Here is a 15,547-nt window from a genome sequence, read left to right as displayed (position 1 = left end):
GAGGACGATGACCCTGTTCGGGGACGCCTGGACGCCGCGGTGCAGAAATCGTTCACCCGCCCGGCACCCAAGAGCGCGCCGGCGCAGATGCGCTACCTGGTCAAGCAGCTCAAGGGCACCAGACCGGTCGCCCAGATGCTGCGCATCTCCCAGCGCACCGTCGAACGGTACGTCAAGAACCAGATCAAGAAGCCGCGCCCGGTCCTCGCCGCGCGTGCCGACGTGGACCAGGTCCCGGAGCTCGTGGAGCTGTTCACCGCGATCAGCCACCTGCCCGGCCGCCAGTTCGACGTCATGGTGCTGCGCCGCCTGTGCGGCTTCACCCCCGAGGCCGTATCAGCTCTGGTGGGAGCCTCACTGGCCACCGTCCGCTCCGACGAACGCCACGCCACCCACTTCGTGAAGAGCGTCCTGGACTCGCCGCCCTCGACCGGAGGAACAACCTCGTGACCCGCATCGAAGAGCTCCTCTCCAGAGCACTGCTCGTACGCGAACGCACCGTTGTCCGCGAGAGCGTCCCCTGCCCCGCCCCGACCGCAGCCCGCACACGCCCCACCGGCAACCCCGCCCAGGACAGCACCCCCAACGCAGCCGCCCAGGACCTGCGCGCCCTGTGCGAAACCCTCGCCCTGCACACCCCGCCCACCACCGTCACCAAATTCGTCACCGGCCAGGTCCCCGAACCACGCAGCGCCCTGGTCCTCGCCTGCGTCCTGCAACTGACCGACACCGTCGAGGGCGCACGCTTCTGGTGGCAGTACGCGGCCGGCGCCGGACAGGCCGCCGCCTACTGCCTCTACCTGCACCACCTCGCGCTGGGGGAACGGACCACGGCCGAGCGGTGGCACCAGCAAACCGACGACGTCCAGCCCGCACCCGAACCCCCGGCCTGGGACGACGGCACCAGCTGGAATCCCGCAGACCACCGGATCACCAGCGCCACCACCACCCAGTTCATGCGCATCCTGCGCCACCTCGCCAAGCAGACCGTGCGGTCGCGCCCAGCCGCGGTCAGCAAACTCATGGCCTACCTCCCCGCCGCCGTCACGGCCGGCTACCTCCGAGAACCGGACACCGAGCTTCCCCTGCCCGGAGACGAATTCGCCCGCCGCATCAACCGCCTGCTCGCCGTGACAGACCGCCCACACACCTGGCAGAGACGGCCCAAGCACCCCGCTGCAGACAACCACGAGCCCACCACCACCGAGCCTGTCGAACGCGCATACCTGCAGACAGTCCCCGAACAAATGGGCACCGCCAAACGCTGAACACCGCGCGGGCCGCCCGCGGCAGACGGCGCGGCCCGCAACCGTCAGGGCGCCCACACGCGTCCGAGGGCCGCCAACGCCTGGTCTTCTCCAGACCCTCAAGTTTGATCTTGACCCATGGGGTCAGTGGCATCCCTATGGGCAGACCGGCTGCCAGCCAGGCCTCCCATGCCGCAGGAGCCCTCCGGGCGGGTGAATGCGGGCTTCCGCGTGAACTGCCGCCGGCTCCAGGTGCGTCGTGCCGGACATGCAAGCGATCAACGAGGTACACGTGTCCGAGCCCGGACTGGTCGTCGTAGACGTCGCGGCGGCCGACGACGAGACCGCGTTCGCCTTCCACGCGGCCCTGGCCGCGCGGTGGGCGACGACATCCGTGGAGCGCACCAGCCGGGACGCCGGCCAGCCGGGGCCGCACCTGCTCGCGACACCGCCCCACGGCGACCCCGGGGCGACGACTGGATCGGGGAAGCCGTGTCCGACGCGGTGTCGAGTGTGCCCCGGGCGTTCGGTGAGCTCCTCACGCCGCTGTCCGGCTGGACGATGGAGGAGGCCAGAACAGAGTTGGGTGTCGATCGTGCCCGCATCGCGGGCGCGGTGCACGCGTTCCTGCAACGTGGCCTGATTCAGCACGTCACCCAAGAAGCCGGAAAAAAGTGCTCTTCACGGTGCTGAACGTAGTGAGAAGCTACCTGCGGACGAATGAATTCCCGTGCAACAAGCAGGGACGCATGACACACACGACCAAATAGAACGAGGGAGATTCTGTGACGCCGGCGACAATCGTTGGCCTGCTTGCCGAGCCCGCCCGTCTGCGCGTGTTCTCAGCGATCGCGTTGGGGGCGAGCACATTGTCCGAGGTGGCCAGTGCAGCAGGCGTGTCCGTGAAAGACGCTGCGGGTGCGGTACGGCGGCTGCGCAGCGCGGGGCTCGTCGTGGACGACGGGGCCGAGATGAGGGTCGACGCCGAGGCATTGCGCAACACCGCCCGCGAGGCTGAGCCGGCCCCGCCGGTGGAGGACCACGGCTCCGGTGACCAGCAAGTGGAGACCTTGCTGCGCACCTTCACCCGAGAGGGCCGGCTGACCCGGGTGCCCGCGCAGCTGAGTCGCCGCCGCACCGTGCTCCAGTACCTGGCCGAGAGGTCGTTCGAACCGGGCGCCAGGTACGACGAGAAAGCGATCAACGAGACGTTGCGTGATTGGTGCGAAGGCTCGAACACCGATCACGTGACTATTCGCAGATATCTGATCGACCTGTGCCTGCTGGAGCGCGACGCGGGCCTGTACTGGCTGCGTGAGCCATCGAAGGCCTAGTAATCCAGCAGCGTTTTGCTATCTGGCCTGTTCAGAGGCATCGTCCGGAGCGTAGTTGGCTGGTGGTGCGTCAGGGGCGGTCTTGCTGGACCGCCCGCTCCAACGAGCGGAGTCGTCGTTGGTAGTAGCAGTGGCGGGCGACGACCTGGCGTCTGCGGCGCCAGTATGACCAGCTCAGCAGGTGCGGGCGAAGCGACCGGCCGGCTCGGCGGTTCCCGGCGAGCCCCTGTTCCGTGCGACGGCAAGCAGCACGCGGGCATGGTTGGTGAGGAAGGTCCATCCGCCTGCCTGCCGGTCCACCACCATGTGTCCTTCCGTCTTCGAACACCTCGCCTGAGACGCATACCCGCACAGGATTTCCAGAATCGATTTTCGCTCGTGCCGGACTGCGGTGCTGTTTCTCGGGGTAAGCGGGGTGGGAAATTGTCGGCGCTTCGGACGTGAGGCGGACTGGATGGACCTGCCCGGACGCGACGATGGTCCGCAGCCGCTCGCCGAGCGCCCCCTATCGGTGTCCGCCGCGTTCGAGGGCAGCGAGGAGATCGCCGAGGCCCGCGACCTGACCCGCTCGTTCCTCGCCGATGTGCAGGCGGTGCACGGCATGGCCGTATCGAGACCCGCGGTGGGCATGAAAGCCCGGCGCACCGTCCGCGACTACGAACGTCTCCCGCAACACTCAGAAGCCCACCTGACCTGCGCACTCATCACTCTCATGACCCGCAAGGGCACCCGCACCACCTGGTCGAAGAAGAGCTAGATCACAGCCGTGGACGGCGGAGACAGCTCGGCAGCAGCAGGTGAACGCCGAGTGCTACGCGTTCACCGGCGTCGGCCATCTCACGAGTCGATGGACGGGACTCCCTCTCCGGTTCGCGGCCCGACGTCGACTGCATGCCTCTCGAGCTGGAAACGGTAGACAGCCCAGCCGGCACCGAGCACAGCTGCCGTCCAGACGATGGCCTCAGCGACAACAACGTCCAGATTCGAGTTGACGAGCGGCTGCGGCGGCAGCACCACCATCTGCAACGCAGCACCCACCGGAACCGTCAAGGCGGCAAGCAACCCGACTGCTCCCGGCCGCCTGATCGTGGCGCCCACTGCACCCAGCAGCAACCCGAGCGGCAGACCCACCGCCAACCACCGGACCATGTCCGAGCCAGCCCCCAAGCGAAAGCATCCGTCACGTAGTAGGACACCGTGGCCCCGGCCAGCGCCAGAACCCCAACCAGCGCCCCTCGGACCCAGGTCTGGGCCAACCAGCCGACCGCCACCGCCAGCGCTCCCCAAGACCACCCGGCGTCGAACAGCAGGCTGAGCACCCGGGCAATGTCCGCCCAGACAAGGTTTGCCTTCATGTCTAGCAGGGGGTGGGGAAGTCCAAATAGCCCCATCACCAGAACGGCACTCATAGCAGTCGGGCCCGCGCAGTCTCACGTCTGGGATCTCAGGACGTCGACTTCACAGCCCGGCGCGGTCGGGTCGAAGCCGTGCTCGACCAGCCAGCGAACCCCCAGCAGGCTTCGCAATGACCACCACGCGCGGATCACGTCGAGGTCGACGTCGGTGCCATAGCCGGCGACGACGTCGCCGAGGTGCTCCTCGTGTCCTAGCGTGAGGGTGGCGAGGTCGTACAGGGCATCGCCCTGGCCCGCTTCGGACCAGTCGATGATGCCCGTGATCTCGTCGCCGTCGACGAAGACGTGAGCGATCTGTAGGTCGCCGTGTGTGAACGCCGGAGTCCACGGTCGGAGCGCGGCCTGGGCGACCTGGCGGTTGCGGGTGACCAGGTCGGCGGGCAGGACTGCGTTCGTCACGAGCCACTCGCACTCGCCGTCGAGATCTGCCGCCAGCTCGTCGAGGCCCCGGCCGGCCCGGCCGGGCCGGGTCGGCAGCGGCGCGTCGTGCAGTTTCCGGATGGCGGCGCCCGCCGCGGCCCATGCCGCCGGGGACGCGGTCGACGGCTCGCCGAGGCGGCCGAGCGCCGCCCCCGGGACCGCGGCGATCGCGAGCACGGGCGGCGTGCGCCACAGGACCTTCGGGGTCGGGACCGGCGCCAGGGCCATCGCCTCGACCTCGACGTCGATGCGCCCCTGATCGGCGTCCACCTTCAGGAACACGTCGCCGACGCGCAGGGTCGCGCGCTCGGAATGGGCGACGACGACTTTGACCTCATCCATGGGCGACCAGTATCCCGGGGAGGATCGTCGACGTCGCCGGGTTTATCGTGCGCGACACCGACCGCTGAACAGGTCCTGTCCACCAACCTTGTTATGAGCCCTAAGCCGGCTTGGAGTGCACCGGGGTGATCGGGTCGGTGAGGCGTAGCAGCAGTGCCGCGGCGATGTACCGCATCTGGCCGACGTTGGTGCGCGGGTCGTAGCCGAGGGTTTGTGTCAGCGCTTCATGGCGTGCTTGCACGGTGGAGTGGTGCATGCCCAGTGTGGCGGCGGCGGAGCGGATGCTGTCGGCTTCCACCAGCGTGCGGAGTACGTCCGCGGAACGCGTATCGAGCCCGGCGAGAGCGCGCACGTCGTCGTGAGGGTTCTGTGGGTCGTACGCCTGGGCGAGCAGGAGCATCGCTCCGAGATCGGTCGCGTCGACGGCCGGTGCGGAGTCGTCCGTCAGCCGGAGCGCGATGATCGCCGCGTCCCAGGAGTCGGGGGCCCGGTCGGCACGCACCCAGGTCCCGAACCCGACCGGTTCCGGCGGATCGAGCTTGCCGAAGACGTCGAGTGTGGCCCTCAGAAGCCCGTACCGGGTCGGCACGATCGCGGAGGGTGCGCCGAGCTCGGCAGTGTCCGCGGCGGTGGCCAGGATCCGTACCGGCGTCGCCGCGTCGAGCCGGTGCTTCGCGAGGAGCGTCACCCGCTCGGCGATCGGACGGGCGGCGTCGATGACCGCGTCGAAGCCGCGCTCGGGACGGCGGCGCCCCTCGATCAGCTCGACGCCCAGCGCGAGGCGCTCCACGATCATCTCGTCGTTGGGTTCCGGTTCCCCGTCTCTCTCGAGCCAGACCGTCCAGTCGCCGTGAGACATCTGGGGGGAACGCCGGCTTTCGACGGCCTCCGTGACCGAATGCCCGTCGGGGTCGCGTCGGCTCACGCGCCCTCGGATCTCGGCGCCCGCGACTGTCCCGGAAAGGACCGCGGCACCACGCAGGAGCCCGTCGAGTCCAGCGCCCCGGGTGATGAGGACGTCGAAATACGACACGATCCGCAGACTCTCGCCTGCCTCCGGGTCGAGTGCGCTCAGCCGACCGGCCAAATGGTGCAATTGCTCTCCCTTTTCGTTTTTGGAGTGTATCGAGCGCTGAGGGAGTGGGGTTCCTCAGGATCCCAGGGTGCGGGCCACCCAAGCGTTGCGTGCGGCCGTCATGGCGTGCGCGAGCGCGGTGTGGGGCGCCGTCAGATCGAAGCCGTGGAATCCGCCGGGCCAGACGTGCAGCTCGGCCTGCACGCCCGCTTGCCAGAGGGCGGTCGCGTACGCGACGTCCTCGTCCCGGAACACCTCGGCCGAGCCACAGTCGATGAACGCGGGCGGCAACCCCGTGAGGTCGGTCGCGCGGGCGGGTACGGCGTAGACCGAGACCTCGTCGGTTCCGCGCCGCTCTCCCAGGAGCGCGGTCCAGCCCATGACATTGCTCCCGCGGTCCCACACGCCGACAGCGTCGAACTGGGCCGAGGAGACCGTCCGATCCCTGTCGTCGAGCATCGGATACATGAGGACCTGGCCGATCAAGGCCGGTCCTTGCCGGTCGCGTGCCATCAGTGCGACGCCGGCGGCAAGGCCGCCTCCGGCGCTCTGTCCGGCGATGATCAGCCTGTCAGGGTCCATTCCGAGTTCTCGGGCGTGCTCGGCGGTCCACAGCAGACCGGCATAGCAGTCCTCGACCGGGTAGGGATCGGGGTGCTCGGGTGCGAGCCGGTAGTCGACGGTGACCAGGACCGCGTCGTGCTCGACGACCCACGGGAGGGCCTGGATCAGACCCGAGAACTGATCGCCGGAGACCATGCCACCGCCGTGCGTATGGTAGATCCCCGGCCCGAGCCCCTGATGATCCTCCCGGGCGATCACCGAGACGGTTATCGGGTCGCCCAGATACCCCGGGACCGTGACGTCGCGCCGGGTCAGACCGGAAGCCTTGAGCATTTCATCGCTGACCTCTGCCGGTGCTGCCCGACGCATATCGGGGATCATCTCCGCGGTCATGGTCGGCGGTATCTGATCCGCGAGGACCGCGAGTACGGCCTCGAGCTCCGGGTCGAACGGGGGGCGCGGGACGCTGTGAGACATGGGGCTCCTTCTTCCGCACCGCCTGGTCGCGGTGCGGATCAATCGTCATGGGCGAGCCACCGCGTGAGGAACCGCCGAACGCCGCAGTCTCGGGTGATGTCCTCCGCCGTTCGCGCGCTGGCCCGCCGGGAGGGGCGCAGCCCGGTACGGACAAGCCCTCGGGCCGTCCGTACCGGAGCGTTCGGGAGGCTCAGCCAAGGCGCAGGAGAGTCTTCCCTCCGATGCCGCGGCGCAGCGAGTGGAAGGCGTCGACGAGGCCCTCCAGGGGCAGCTCCCGCACCCAGCCGGTGGTGTCGTAGAACCCGTCGGCCATGGCCGCGATGACCTCGTCGAACTCCTCGGGGCGGTAGCCGACAGCGCCCACGATCCCGGTCTCGCCCATCATGAGGTGGGTGGGCTGGAAGTCCATGGTGTGCTCGTGCAGCGCGGCGACCACCAGGCGACCGCCGGGGACCAGGCACGCCATGGCGGAGGTGACCGCCGCGCCCGCGCCGGCGGCGTCCACCGCGGCGTCGACGCCGTCACCTCCGGTGAGCGAGTCGATGGCGTCCGCGAGGTCCTCGTTCACCGGGTCGATGACGCGGGCACCCAGCGCGGCCATGATGGCGCGACGGTCCGCGCTCGGCTCGGACACCAGCACCTTCTCCACTCCTCGGGCCTTGAAAGCGAACCAGGCACCGATACCGATCGGCCCGGCCCCCGCCACGAGCGCGCTGCCACCCGGTTCCACACCGCTGCGCGCGGCAGCGTGCCAGCCCACCGCCGTGGGCTCGACGAGCGCGCCCATCCGCAGGTCGACACCGTCCGGCAATACGTGCGCCTTCGACGCGTCGCACACGGTGAACTCCGACAGACCACCGCCCTCCACGTTCGACCCGAGCGCGCCCATCAGCCGGCAGGAGAACGGCAGCCCCCGGCGGCAGGCGGCGCACTTGCCGCAGGAGACCGCCAGGGGGAAGACAGCACAGCGGTCGCCGATCTTCACATCCGTCACGCCCTCGCCGATCTCGACGACGGTGCCGGAGAACTCGTGCCCGAGGATCTGCGGCAGAGTGGCCCCGGTCAGGGGGTGCGGCTCGTCCAGGGAGAACGGCAGCGACTCGGGGTAGAAGAAGAAGTGGAGATCGGAACCGCAGATGCCGGCGAACGCGTTGCGCAGCTTCACTTGCCCCGGGCCGGGACTGGGCTCCGGCACCTCCTCGATGCGGACGTCTTCCTTGCCGTAAAACCGTGCTGCCTTCATGCTGCTCCTTCAACTCCATGTTCCAAGGCCACCTGCGGTGACCGTTCCTGTCGGCGCGAACCGTCTCGTCATGCGCCGGAGGTGTGCCGCCCCCGCGCTCAGGTCCGTCCCGGGCCGCTGAGGCGACCGCCCCGCCTACCGCCCGCCCGTGCCCGGGAGCCGGGCGCCGAGAGTGCGCGCGGGCCCACCCGTTCCGGGCCGCGATCGCCGCCCGTGCGATGCCGGAGTCCGGCGCGAGCATGTCGAATCCGTGGTAGCCGCCGGGCCATACGTGCAACTCGGCCTGCACGCCGGCGTGCCAGAGGGCGGTCGAGTAGGCGACGTCCTCGTCCCGGAAAAGTTCGGCCGAACCGCAGTCGATGAACGCGGGTGGCAATCCCGTGAGGTCGGTCGCGCGAGCGGGCGCGGCGTAGACCGGCACCTCCTCGGTGCCGCACCGGTCGCCCAGCAGCGCCGCCCCTCCCGTCCGGTTGCTCTCCCGGACCCAGACGCCGACGTTCTCGTACTGGGCACTGGAGACAGAACAGTCCGGTCCCGGTCGTCGAGCATCGGACAGATCAGGACCTGACCGATGAGCGCGGGTCCCTTACGGTCGCGGGCCAGGAGCGCAGTGCCCGCGGCGAGCCCACCTCCGGCGCTGGCACCGGCGATGATCAGGCGGCCGGGGGCGATGCCGAGTTCGGCGGCGTGCTCGGCGATCCACACAAGGCCCGCATAGCACTCCTCGACCGGGCAGGGGTCCGGGAACTCGGGCGCGAGCCGGTACTCCACGGTCACGACCACGGCGTCGTGCTCCACGATCCAGGGGAGGATCTGACTCACCCCGGTCATGCGCTCGCCGGCGATCATTCCACCGCCGTGGATGTGGTAGACGCCCGGGCCCGCGCCGGTGTGACCGGAACGCGTGATCACACTGGCGACGAGTTCGGCGCCCCGGTGGCCGGGAACGGTCACGTCCCGGCACATGACCCCGGCGGCGAGCAGCACCTCGTCCGAGACGACGGGCAGAGCGGCTTGCCGCAGGGCCGAGATCGACCCGGGCGTGACGGCCGGGATCGGTTCCGCCAGGGCGGTCAGGGCCGCCTCGACTTTGAGGTCGAACGGCGGCCTCGGGTACGTGGGCATCGAACTCCCTCGGTATCTGACACGTGCGCACACGGCGCGAGGTCCGGCAATGGTCCGGCGGGAGAACCGGCCGGTGGCACCGCCGCGCGGGGCAGATGTCGGGCAGTTACCCCGCCAACCGCGCGCCGTACTTCCGCCGAGAGCCGGAGCAGGAGCAGCGGCCTCCGCGCGGCGCGTGAACGGCGGGACGAGCGGCCTGCATCCGCCGCGAACGGCGGTGCCGTCACCTGATGCCCCGGTCCACCGTGGGCGTAGTCCGCCGCGAACCCGAGCGGCGACACATGGGCAAGGAGAGAAGCATGAACTGGCCGGCAGGGGAGGCGGCGTTCGTCACCGGAGCGGCATCGGGGATCGGCCTCGGCGTCAGCCGGGCACTCGTCGCCGCGGGGGCAAAGGTGACGCTCGCCCCGTGCGACCCACTGGAGTAAGTCTTCCTGGGGCGCGGAGTTCTGCGAAGGGGGAGTAGCCGGTGGCGGGAGCCAGGCCGGTGATGGGCTGGAGGGGCGAATCGCGGGCCTTCGATCGCGAGCGCGTTGCGGCGAAAGCGTTCGCTCACGATGGTCAGGTGGTCGCGGACGCTGCGGTAGGTCTCCTCGTCGCGGGTTCGCGGCGTCCTGCGGAGACGACGCCGGGGGTGGAGGTTGTCCTGCGGGTCGGCCGAATGCAGCCGCAGCCGGCTCTGGCCGGTCGGGTCCTGACGGACCAGACGAGGAAACTGGACGGCAAGATCGCCGACTCGGAAGCCGCGGGGACCCGTGGCGGATCAGCGAGCTGACCGCGGTGCTGGGAGCACCGCTGAACGAGCCGATCAGGAAGAGTCCCGGCGGAGTGATCTCCGCCCGCATCGACGGCCTGGTACGCACGCCCCGCACAGCGATGCTCCCCGGGCAGGCATCCAACGGCGACGGTGCAGCTTCCCGGCGGGAAGCGTCGTCGACGCTGGCCGCCGATCGCCCGGTCGAGGAGTCCGTGCGCCGCCGCGTGCGGGGCGAATGCCCGGAATGCGGAGACGACTCCCCCGGCGGAGCCCTGTGCGGCGGCTGTCTGGGCTGGCCGCGCTGCGAGCCGGAACACCCCGGCGTCGGCGGGGAGGACCCGGTCCTCGGGTCGGCCGGACGGAACCCCCCGCGTCGGCGGGGAGGACACGGTGCCGCCCTGCGCGAGGAGCGGCAGCGTCGCGTCGCTGATCTGGTGAAGGTCCCGGCCACCGACTTCGCGAAGCACGCTGGTCGGCCGGACTGCCGAGTACCACCGCAAGCAGATCCGTGAGGCGCTTGGGTTCCGGCCGGCGACGCTCGCGGACGAGGAGGCGCTCACCGGGTGGATGGCTGTGGAGGTGTGCCCGGTCGAGCTGGTGGAGGCCCGGCTCTGCTGGTGGAGTACCGGGCGCGGAAGATCGAGCCGCCGGGCCGGACCCGTGTCGAGAAGATCCTGGTCGCCGCCCGGGGCCGGTGGGAGTCGGCATTTCTGCGCGCGCGTCATCGAGCGCCTGGGCGAGGAGGGTACGGGCCGGCTGCTGTCTCTGGTGGCCGAGGACAACGAGGCGGGCACTGCCCTGCTGGCCGCGCTCAAGCGGCGGCAACGGCGTGATGATCTACTGGCACGTCGAGCGGAAGAATGTCTGCATCTACTCCCAGCTCAAGAGCTGTTCGTCGTCCGAGGTCGCGGCGATGATCGTGGGTCTGCTGCGGCACTGCACCGATGCCGAGATCGAGTCCCAGTACGTCGACACCCACGGCGCGAGCGTGGTTGGGTTCGCCTTCGCCGAACTGCTCAACTTCCGCCTGCTGCCGCGGCTGAAGAACATCGGCAGCATCCGCCTGTACCGCCCGGACGACACCCCGCCCGGCTGGCCGGCGCTCGGTGCTCGCTGACGCGGCCGATCAGCGGGGAGCTGATCGAGCAGCAGTACGACCAGATGGTGAAGTACGCGACCCGCGCTCGGCCTCGGCACGGCCGAGGCCGAGCAGGTGCTGAGGCGCTTCACCCGCGGCGGGCCCAAGCACCCCACCTACGCCGCGCTCGAAGAACTCGACCGCGCGGTCCGTACGGTCTTCGCGTGCGACTACCTGGCCAGCCCCGACCTGCGCCGCGAGATTTACGGCGGCCTTCAGGTCGTGGAGAACTGGAACTCGGCGAACACGGTGCTGCACTACGGCAAGTACGGTGCCCCGACCGGCCCGGACAAGGAGCACGCCGAGACGTCGATGCTCGCCCTGCACCTGCTTCAGTCCGCGCTCGTGCACGTCAACACCCTGCTGGTGCAGCAGGTTCTGGCCGAACCGGCCTGGGCAAAGAAGCTGAGCGACGAGGACGGGCGCGGGCTGACCGCGCTGTTCTGGTCGAACGTCAACCCGTACGGGACCTTCCGCCTGGATATGGACAAGCGGCTCGACCTGGTGTCCGCTGCCGTGCCCCGGCCCCGCACCCCGGCGGACACCGCCGCCCGATCGACCAGCCTTCGACTCTGGCGGGCTGGCGGCCGGTCTCGCCGGTCCACGCCGCTCAGATCTTCAACGGCCTGAGGTGCCCCCATAGTCCCTTCAGCGGCCTGACATCGATCGGGCGTTCAACGTGTCGGGGTGGTCGGGTCCAAGGACACGTACCCGGGCGGCCACGACCTCGGCCAGCAACCGTGCCGCCTCCGCATGATCCCCGAGTGTTCCGATCCAGGGCGCCTGGCAGGCGCGGGCGTTCAACGTGTCGGGGTGGTCGAATCCCAGAACACGGGTCGAGTCGGCGATCACAGCGGCGTACACCCGTACTGCCTCCCCATGATCTCCCGTCCCCGCCACTTCCCAGGCATGGTGATGGCGACTGGTCAAGGTGTCGTGGTGGTCGGCGCCCTGGATACGTGTCCGGTCGACGACAAGTTCCGCGTGCAACCGGGCCGCTTCCGCGTACTGCATCTCTAGCGGGCAGTTACATCGCCGCCCAGTCGAGCCCGAGGTCGGCGAGGGCGGCGAGCTTGCCGGGGGTGAGGGTGGCGCGCCCTGAGCGTAGGCGCTCCCCTGGTCGGGCGGGAGCACCGCGGAGACCCCGACCACGACCATGCCGACGAGCATGAACTTGGGCGCGGCCTGCGGTGGAGCGATCGGCTCCGTACGGCGTCGGTGCCGTCCTGGATACGCCCCTCGTCGTCTGCGAACGAACCGGTGTGCTGACGGCCGTCCGGCGGATCCGTATGGACCTCAGGACATGCTGCCCCGGCACACCGTTCCCACGGCCGGGGTGCGGCCCGTGCGGAGGTATGTGTCGACCGCCTTGGTGACGCAGCGGTTCTGCGGGTATGTGCCGTGGCCCTCCTCCTCGGCCGTCAGGAGCACGCCGACACCGTCGCCCAGGGCGCGGGCCATGCGGCGGGCGCCGGGATACGGGGTGGTCGGGTCGCCGGTGCCGCCGACCACCAGGATGGGGGCCGCGCCGTCAGCATTCACCTGGGGCGTGGCGCGCTCGCCGTCGAACGGCCAGTCGTAACAGAGGTAGACGCCGGTGGACCAGGCCTCGCCGAAAACGGGTGAGGCGGCTCTGACGCGGGCCTCGTCCCTGTCGAGGCGTTCGAAGCCAGGACGCAGGCTGGAGTCCGCGCAGGTGATCGCGGTCTGGGCGACGCGGCTGTTGTCGCGCGGGGTCGCTGCGCGGTCGGCGGAGCCGGTGTCGTCCGCGCCCTTGCTCAGCGGACCGCCGTCGTTGTGGTCGATCAGCGCGGTGAGCGCCTCGGCGAGTGGCGACCAGCCGTCCGTGCCGAGGTCGAGATGGTCGCTGACGGCGTACGCGAGGTCGTCGGCGTCGAGGTCGTTTCCTCCACCGGCCGGGGCGGGCTTCTTCTCCAGGCGGTCGGCCAGGCGCGCCATGCGTCGCGCGGCCTCCGCGGGCCCATCACCGGTCGGGCAGTGGCGGATACGGGCCGCGCAGTGCGCAGCGAACCGGTCGAACGCCGCCTGGACCGCCTTGACCTGCGACACCTGCTCCTCGACGAGGTCCTCGGTCGGATCGACGGGCGCCTCGAGGACGAGCCGTCCGACGTGCGACGGGTACAGGTGGGCGTAAACCGCGCCGAGCTCCGTTCCGTACGAGACGCCGAAGTAGTGCAGCCGCTCGTCGCCGAGGAGGTAGCGCATCAGGTCGAGGTCGCGCGCGGTGTGCGAAGTGCCGATGTACGGGAGGAGCGCCCCGGAATGCTCGGCGCAGGCGTCGGCCCCGTCGTAGCCAGTCTCGTTCGCGGTCTTCCCGCAGCGCACCGGGATGGTCGCGCCAACGCCGCGCGGGTCGAAGGAGACCAGGTCGTAGCGGTCGAGGAGCGGCTTGTACTGGTCGAGGTGTTCGGGCAGTCCGCTCACGCCGGACACGCCGGGACCGCCGAAGTTGAGGACGAGCGAGCCGATGCGCCGGGCGTTCGGGCCGGTGGCCTTGCGGCGGATTAGGGCCACGTCGATCGTCCTGCCATCTGGTTTCCGGTAGTCGAGGGGGGTCTTCATGGCAGCGCAGTCGTAGCCCGTGCGCGCGGTGGGCGGCGAGGTGCAGCGGGACCAGTGGAGGTGCTGGCCGGTGGTGAGCGCGGTGGGCAGACCGGCGGGCGGATTGTTCGCGGTGAACTCCGTACGCGGCTGCGCACTCCGGCCGGGAGCGTCGTGCTGGAGCCAGGCGCCGAGGGCCCCGATCGCGGCGAGGACGACCACGGCGATGATCCGCGTTCCGACCGAGAGGCCCGGTCTGCGGCTTCGTATCGGATGTGCGTCCTTCATCGAATCCCCGCGCTCCTGCCCCTGGACGCCCGCCCCGTGCCCGCATGCCGAGTTCGTGATCGTCCGATCTCGAATGGGTGCAGAGTACAAGCCGCCTCCGACAGCAGCTCAGCTCCTGGCGTCACGGATCCACGCCCGCGCCAGCACGTCTTCCTCGATGCCGCACAGGCCTGCCAGGATCTGCCGTCCGGCTGCGTTCAGCAGCACCTCGGCGTCGGCCCGCGCGTTCCCACCGTCGTGTCGGGGCTGGTGATTGCGCCAGTGCCAGCAGGACCGCAACGCCTTGGTTTCCATCCCGTAGCGGCTCGCGACGCGGCAGATCAGCGACGGCGTCGCGCAGGGGAGCGGTCCGCAGGAGGGCAAGGTGATGGGTCATTCCACCACGGTCTCGTGTTCGCCGATCTGGCCGGGCGTATTTGCAACGGATGCCCAGTGGAGCAAGCAGACCGGATCCACGCGGACGGCTGTGGACAGCTGTCCCCTCATGGGGGACCCGGCTGGGACGCCATTGCAGTTCGGTGTTGCAGGACAACGTACGCCCGCCCCCGGCTTCCGGGGGCGGGCGGTGATATGTCTTAAATCCAGGCGATCAGCGCTCGGTCACGCGTGACCGCTGTACACGGAGCTGCACTGGAAGCGCTCGCCCTGGACCGCGCAAAGCTGGATGTAGACCTTGGTTTCCTCAGGCAGATCGCCGGTGCTCCATGGGCTGTAGTAGACGGCCGAGTGGCCGCGTGTGGTGGCAACGCGTCCCGTTGCCGGGCTGATCATGCTGGCCTCCATGCCCCACCCGTCGGAGAGTCGATCCAGGACGCGGAACGCGTCGCCAGGGTCCCCGGGCAGTGGGTCGCCGCGCCACTCCATGAGGCCTGCGTAGGTGCCGTTGTAGTGGGCGGCGATCGAAAAGCCCCCGTCGGCGAACACCTCGCCCTTTTCAAAGGTCCACGTGGCGGCTGCCGCATTGCTCGCCCCGATGGTGATCGAGCTGCCGACAAAGAGTGCACTGGTCGCCAGGAGCGTGGCGACACGGCTCCTCAGTCGCTTCCTCAAGCCATCCCCCAAAATCGTATGAGCGTTCGATGATTGAAAATCATCGTCAGCCCGGCTGGCGTCGTCAACCTACTTCAGGTCGGCAGTCTGCCTGGCGCCCGGATCCCCCTCACCGTCGCACCCGCTGACCGCAGCCCCTGCACCCACGCTGCCCGGCCTTCACATCGTGGCAGGTGCGAAGGCCGGGCAGCCGACACCGGACCGTACGTCCCGATCAGCGTCATGGGCACGGGGCGTCGGGCGGAGGTATTCAGTGAGGGGAGAGGGGCTACTCGTTGTGCAGCACGGTGGCGATGGTGAGCCACGCTGCCGTCGTACTGCGGTCCGTCTTGGCAACTCGCCCATAACCATGCGCTTATGTGCCGGAACGCTCGCATCAGCCGTGCTGAGATTTCCGGGGGAGCCCTGGCATCACTTTCGCCAGAACAGGTGATGCGTCACGCCGCTGGGGCTGGGCACGACCTCGAGGTGGAACCGGTCGAGCAGCTCGTCGGGCGATTCCCACAGGCG

General features: G+C 69.7%; 15 protein-coding genes and 6 pseudogenes. 9 read left to right on the top strand and 12 right to left on the bottom strand.

Translation table 11 applies throughout. The features are described 5' to 3' along the window. Positions 1-7 precede the first annotated feature (7 nt). The 7 genes and pseudogenes from tpg to IE260_RS43245 all read left to right on the top strand — a co-directional run. Positions 8-222: pseudogene (gene tpg / locus IE260_RS36050) on the top strand (telomere-protecting terminal protein Tpg); the annotation flags it as partial. Further along, positions 223-450: a sigma factor-like helix-turn-helix DNA-binding protein gene (locus IE260_RS36045; protein ID WP_268254997.1), complete on the top strand. Its 228-nt coding sequence runs from the start codon at positions 223-225 to the stop codon at positions 448-450. Further along, positions 447-1,268, top strand: coding sequence for a hypothetical protein (locus IE260_RS36040; RefSeq protein WP_189879791.1), 822 nt, complete (start codon positions 447-449; stop codon positions 1,266-1,268). The genes IE260_RS36045 and IE260_RS36040 overlap by 4 nt, the downstream gene beginning before the upstream one ends. A gap of 247 nt (positions 1,269-1,515) precedes the next feature. Beyond that, positions 1,516-1,665: pseudogene (locus IE260_RS42200) on the top strand (DUF6207 family protein); the annotation flags it as partial. Between the two features lie 74 nt (positions 1,666-1,739). Then, positions 1,740-1,940, top strand: coding sequence for a hypothetical protein (locus IE260_RS36035; protein WP_189879789.1), 201 nt, complete (start codon positions 1,740-1,742; stop codon positions 1,938-1,940). A 92-nt stretch (positions 1,941-2,032) separates the two neighbouring features. After that, on the top strand, positions 2,033-2,581 hold the full coding sequence (locus IE260_RS36030) for a DUF2087 domain-containing protein (RefSeq protein WP_189879787.1): 549 nt from the start codon (positions 2,033-2,035) through the stop codon (positions 2,579-2,581). A 454-nt stretch (positions 2,582-3,035) separates the two neighbouring features. After that, on the top strand, positions 3,036-3,338 hold the full coding sequence (locus IE260_RS43245) for a hypothetical protein (RefSeq protein WP_373303456.1): 303 nt from the start codon (positions 3,036-3,038) through the stop codon (positions 3,336-3,338). Between the two features lie 80 nt (positions 3,339-3,418). Here the strand turns inward: IE260_RS43245 and IE260_RS36020 are convergent, their stop codons facing one another. From IE260_RS36020 to IE260_RS42885, 7 genes and pseudogenes are all read right to left on the bottom strand, one after another. Next, a complete protein-coding gene (locus IE260_RS36020; protein WP_189879784.1) occupies positions 3,419-3,718 on the bottom strand; it encodes a hypothetical protein in 300 nt (99 codons plus the stop codon). Between the two features lie 293 nt (positions 3,719-4,011). Next, a complete protein-coding gene (locus IE260_RS36015) occupies positions 4,012-4,758 on the bottom strand; it encodes a phosphotransferase family protein (protein ID WP_189879782.1) in 747 nt (248 codons plus the stop codon). A gap of 100 nt (positions 4,759-4,858) precedes the next feature. Further along, positions 4,859-5,683, bottom strand: a complete 825-nt coding sequence (locus IE260_RS36010) for a hypothetical protein (RefSeq protein WP_189879780.1) — start codon at positions 5,681-5,683, stop codon at positions 4,859-4,861. A gap of 225 nt (positions 5,684-5,908) precedes the next feature. Beyond that, positions 5,909-6,874: an alpha/beta hydrolase gene (locus tag IE260_RS36005; RefSeq protein WP_189879778.1), complete on the bottom strand. Its 966-nt coding sequence runs from the start codon at positions 6,872-6,874 to the stop codon at positions 5,909-5,911. A gap of 190 nt (positions 6,875-7,064) precedes the next feature. Beyond that, complete coding sequence (locus tag IE260_RS36000; protein ID WP_189879776.1) at positions 7,065-8,117, bottom strand: alcohol dehydrogenase catalytic domain-containing protein; 1,053 nt, start codon at positions 8,115-8,117, stop codon at positions 7,065-7,067. Positions 8,118-8,418: 301 nt separating this feature from the next. Continuing rightward, positions 8,419-8,565: pseudogene (locus IE260_RS42890) on the bottom strand (alpha/beta hydrolase); the annotation flags it as partial. A gap of 137 nt (positions 8,566-8,702) precedes the next feature. Then, positions 8,703-8,948: pseudogene (locus IE260_RS42885) on the bottom strand (alpha/beta hydrolase); the annotation flags it as partial. A gap of 593 nt (positions 8,949-9,541) precedes the next feature. Here IE260_RS42885 and IE260_RS42715 point away from each other — a divergent pair. Both IE260_RS42715 and IE260_RS35985 read left to right on the top strand, forming a co-directional pair. Then, positions 9,542-9,670 carry an SDR family NAD(P)-dependent oxidoreductase gene (locus IE260_RS42715; protein ID WP_268254986.1) on the top strand — a complete coding sequence of 43 codons (129 nt, stop codon included), beginning with the start codon at positions 9,542-9,544 and terminating at the stop codon, positions 9,668-9,670. A gap of 837 nt (positions 9,671-10,507) precedes the next feature. Beyond that, a pseudogene (locus IE260_RS35985) lies at positions 10,508-11,767 on the top strand (Tn3 family transposase). An 18-nt stretch (positions 11,768-11,785) separates the two neighbouring features. Here IE260_RS35985 and IE260_RS35980 read toward each other — a convergent pair. The 5 genes and pseudogenes from IE260_RS35980 to IE260_RS35960 all read right to left on the bottom strand — a co-directional run. Beyond that, positions 11,786-12,151: a tetratricopeptide repeat protein gene (locus IE260_RS35980; protein WP_189879774.1), complete on the bottom strand. Its 366-nt coding sequence runs from the start codon at positions 12,149-12,151 to the stop codon at positions 11,786-11,788. Positions 12,152-12,433: 282 nt separating this feature from the next. After that, on the bottom strand, positions 12,434-13,987 hold the full coding sequence (locus IE260_RS35975) for an alpha/beta hydrolase (protein ID WP_189879772.1): 1,554 nt from the start codon (positions 13,985-13,987) through the stop codon (positions 12,434-12,436). A gap of 108 nt (positions 13,988-14,095) precedes the next feature. Further along, on the bottom strand, positions 14,096-14,281 hold the full coding sequence (locus IE260_RS35970; protein ID WP_229881641.1) for a hypothetical protein: 186 nt from the start codon (positions 14,279-14,281) through the stop codon (positions 14,096-14,098). Between the two features lie 306 nt (positions 14,282-14,587). After that, positions 14,588-15,037, bottom strand: coding sequence for a hypothetical protein (locus IE260_RS35965; protein ID WP_189879770.1), 450 nt, complete (start codon positions 15,035-15,037; stop codon positions 14,588-14,590). 411 nt (positions 15,038-15,448) lie between these two features. Further along, positions 15,449-15,547 (bottom strand): annotated as a pseudogene (locus IE260_RS35960) (dihydrofolate reductase family protein); the annotation flags it as partial.

Origin of the sequence: Streptomyces viridiviolaceus, assembly GCF_014650995.1 — a bacterium.
GTDB lineage: Bacteria > Actinomycetota > Actinomycetes > Streptomycetales > Streptomycetaceae > Streptomyces > Streptomyces viridiviolaceus.
The sequence above is the reverse complement of the archived record's forward strand: the minus strand, read 5'-3'. Positions and strand labels throughout refer to the sequence as shown.

Excerpts from the sequence above, each read along its gene's own strand:
- IE260_RS36000 (WP_189879776.1), bottom strand. The coding sequence starts at position 8,117 with ATGAAGGCAGCACGGTTTTACGGCAAGGAAGACGTCCGCATCGAGGAG.
- IE260_RS35970 (WP_229881641.1), bottom strand. The coding sequence starts at position 14,281 with ATGGAAACCAAGGCGTTGCGGTCCTGCTGGCACTGGCGCAATCACCAG.
- IE260_RS35980 (WP_189879774.1), bottom strand. The coding sequence starts at position 12,151 with ATGCAGTACGCGGAAGCGGCCCGGTTGCACGCGGAACTTGTCGTCGAC.
- IE260_RS42715 (WP_268254986.1), top strand. The coding sequence starts at position 9,542 with ATGAACTGGCCGGCAGGGGAGGCGGCGTTCGTCACCGGAGCGGCATCG.
- IE260_RS36005 (WP_189879778.1), bottom strand. The coding sequence starts at position 6,874 with ATGTCTCACAGCGTCCCGCGCCCCCCGTTCGACCCGGAGCTCGAGGCC.
- IE260_RS36015 (WP_189879782.1), bottom strand. The coding sequence starts at position 4,758 with ATGGATGAGGTCAAAGTCGTCGTCGCCCATTCCGAGCGCGCGACCCTG.
- IE260_RS43245 (WP_373303456.1), top strand. The coding sequence starts at position 3,036 with ATGGACCTGCCCGGACGCGACGATGGTCCGCAGCCGCTCGCCGAGCGC.
- IE260_RS35975 (WP_189879772.1), bottom strand. The coding sequence starts at position 13,987 with ATGAAGGACGCACATCCGATACGAAGCCGCAGACCGGGCCTCTCGGTC.